Origin of the sequence: Arthrobacter sp. (assembly GCF_031988865.1) — a bacterium.
Lineage (GTDB): Bacteria > Actinomycetota > Actinomycetes > Actinomycetales > Micrococcaceae > Arthrobacter_B.
The window spans coordinates 1-2963 of sequence record NZ_DALZXY010000107.1 but is presented as its reverse complement, the minus strand read 5'-3'; the positions used below and the strand labels follow the sequence as shown (position 1 = coordinate 2963).

Genomic DNA, 2963 nt, shown 5'->3' with positions numbered 1-2963 from the left:
GGCCAGCGCCCGCCGGCCTCCCGGCAGACCAGCCGGCCGCTTGGCCTTGCTGCCCTGGCTGCGCGGACGCACCGGGTCATGGCCCTGCCAGCCGGGCCCAGCAGCTCAACCGACCGTGCCCTCGGCTACCAGAGTGAACACGGCGAATTCTTCGGTTCCCGCTAGGTCCCCGGGACTACTAGCGGAAACGGCGTCCCTGATCCCTGCGGTTGGCCCAGATCGCCCCGGCGGCGAGCACCGCAGTCCATGCCAGGAAGCAGATGACCGCCGACGCTTCAAACGGTTCACCGGAGAGCGCTGACACTGACAGGTCACGGGCCGCCCGTGAAGGCAGGAACCGGGAGAAGAGGTCCAAGCCGGGAGCGAAGATTGCCGGCGGCAGCATCATTCCGCCGGCAAAGGCCAGCGGAAAGAAGACCACCTGGGTCACCGCAATCGCGACTTTGGACGTGCACAGGTAGCCGATCAGCAGGCCCAGGAACAGGAACGGCAGTCCACACAGCAGCCACACGGCCACTGCCAGCGGCACCCGCCACCACGGCAGGGTCCCGTCCAGGTACAGGTCCATTCCGGCAGTGGTCAGGGCACCCACCACCAGGACCGGCACCAGGGCAAAGAACGCGAACATCATGGCAGTCAGGGCGCGGGCGACAGTCGCCGGAACCTCGCCGGCGGGCAGTGTCCGCACATAGCTGCTCCACGGATTGGCCCGCTCTTCCGCCACCCCGATTCCGTAGTTGAACAGGAACGCGCTCATCACTCCGAACACGGCCAGCTGCGCGATTGCCGTCAGCGAGGCCAGCGGGTTTGAGGTCACCGCTGTCTGCGGGAGCACGAAGAACACCAGCGCCAAGGTAGGGAAGATGGTGGAGGACAGCACTGCCACCGGAATCCGCAGCTGTTCCAGGACCTGGGCCCGGGTGTGGGTGCGAATCAGGTGCAGCTGCGATTTTGTCTCCAGCGGGCGTGCCGTTGCGGTGGTGCTGCTCATCGGACTGCTCTCCGTTCAGGGGCAGGAGTGGACTCTCCGGCGTGGGTGAGTGAAAGAAAGGCTTCCTCGAGGCTTGCGGCGTGCACTTCCAGGCCGCTGAACCCCACGTTTCCGCCGACGAGCAGGCGCACCGTTTCATCGGCGTCGTGCGTAAGGATCGTGGTGGTGCCGGCGGCAGAGACGGACACTGAAAAGGTCCCGGGCATCGTCTCGAAGGACGATGCCGGCAGCCCGGTGTGGAAGGAAACTCTGGAGACGCTGACCCGTCCGCGGATCTCGTCGACGTTGCCGTCCGCGACCACGGAGCCCTCGTTGATCACGACGACGCGGCTGGCCAGGGTCTGGATCTCCTCCAGATAATGGCTGGTAATGAGGAGCGTCCCGCCGCCGGCCCGGTAATCTTCCAGACGCTCCCAGAGGTTCTCCCGCGCCTCGACGTCCAGGCCCGTTGTCGGCTCGTCCAGGATCACAAGCCGGGGACGCCCCACGAGCGCCAGCGCCACCAGCAGGCGCCGCTGCTGCCCACCGGAGAGTCCGCCGCACTGCTTGCCGGCGGCCTGCCCCAGGCCGAAGCCGTCCAGCAGCTCAGCCGTCGGGACCGGATCGGCGTAGTGCGCGGCCACGAAATCCACGGTTTCCCGAACCCGCAGGGTTGCCGGAACGGAGGTCGCCTGCGGTGTGGTTCCCAGCTCCCGCCGGGCCAGCGGATTGCGTGGATTCTGGCCGAAGAGTTCGACCGTCCCGGAATCGGGCTGCCGCAGTCCGCTCAAGAGGTTAAGCAGAGTGGACTTGCCGGCTCCGTTAGGTCCGAGGAGTCCCACGGTTTCTCCCGCACCGACGGCAAAACTCACTGCGTCCAGTGCTTTGGTGCCGCCGTAGCTTTTGCTCACGGAGTGGACCGCAGCCAAGGTACCGGCCGCTGTCTTCGGACCGCCGCGGGGGCTGGGGATGCTCATGTCTAGATTCTCCTTGCGCTGATGCCGGTGGCCGGCAGGTTAGGAAAGGCCGGAAAGCAGGTCCTTCAGGTTGCGGCGGTAGCGTGCGTACGCCGCTTTGCCTTCGGGGGTGATGCCGACGTAGGTGGCGGGCGTGCGGCCCTCGATGGTCTTGGTGACTTCCACGTAGCCAGCCGTCTCTAGCTTCCGGAGGTGGGTGGAGAGGTTGCCCGCAGTCATTTCGAGCAGCTTCTGCAGTTTGGTGAAGGCAATCCGGTTGTTCTCACCGACCTCGTTGAGCGTGGTCAGGGTGCGCAGCCGGGATTCGGCATGGATTACGGGGTCGAGTTCAGGCATCGGCTGCTGCCGTTCGGCGCCGGCGGGTGCGCAGGTACTCCACCAGTGCTCCCAGCAGCAGCCCGGGGGAGCCTAGGAAAAGGAACACTGCCAGGAAGTGATCCGGTCCGGACATGAGGCCAATGAGTGTTACCACGAGCAGCCAGACCCCCAGGTAGGACTGTGCCCGGTCGTTGAAGGTGGTTCCGCCCGTGATGTAGAGCAGGCCAACGATGAGCACGGCAATCGAGTTGACGAGCATGCCGCGCAGCCAGAAGTCCTCGATTAGCCTGCCAATGATGCTGCTGATGATGCCCATCACGGTGAACCCCAGGGCCCAGGCCGCTCCGTACATTCCGCCTTGGAAGGCAGACTGCCCGCGAATGCCCTTGGAGCTCCGGGCAAAAATCATGATGGTGCTGACGGTGGCTGTTGCCAGGGCGACACCGAGGATGACCAATGCTGTTTCCGGTGCCAGGGGCGAGCCCTTCTGGCTGGCCCAGAGAGCGCCATAGCCGACGACCCAGGTTAGGCCCCAGATGAGATAGGCCTGGGGAGTGTTGCCACCCAGGTTCCGGCGGGCGGCCCGCTCCGCATCCTGGACCACGGCGAGAGCGGCCCTCAGGTCCAGTGCGGGGTCGGTCCCGGGGCCCAGTGGCTGGGCGGGACCTTGTGCAACGGCGCGGGCGGGACCTTGTGGC

General features: G+C 66.1%; 4 protein-coding genes. All 4 read right to left on the bottom strand.

Going from position 1 to position 2963, the window contains the following annotated elements; all coding sequences use genetic code 11:
- Positions 1–178 precede the first annotated feature (178 nt).
- The gene (locus tag RTN46_RS15020; RefSeq protein WP_312182569.1) at positions 179–991 is read right to left on the bottom strand and encodes an ABC transporter permease; all 813 of its coding nucleotides are present in this window, start codon (positions 989–991) and stop codon (positions 179–181) included.
- Positions 988–1947, bottom strand: coding sequence for an ABC transporter ATP-binding protein (locus tag RTN46_RS15015; RefSeq protein WP_312182567.1), 960 nt, complete (start codon positions 1945–1947; stop codon positions 988–990). Before RTN46_RS15015 ends, RTN46_RS15020 begins: the two co-directional genes overlap by 4 nt.
- Positions 1948–1986: 39 nt before the next feature.
- Positions 1987–2283 carry a transcriptional regulator gene (locus RTN46_RS15010; RefSeq protein ID WP_312182565.1) on the bottom strand — a complete coding sequence of 99 codons (297 nt, stop codon included), beginning with the start codon at positions 2281–2283 and terminating at the stop codon, positions 1987–1989.
- A partial coding sequence (locus RTN46_RS15005) for a hypothetical protein (RefSeq protein ID WP_312182564.1) occupies positions 2276–2963 on the bottom strand: 688 nt, incomplete at its 5' end. The genes RTN46_RS15005 and RTN46_RS15010, both read right to left, overlap by 8 nt.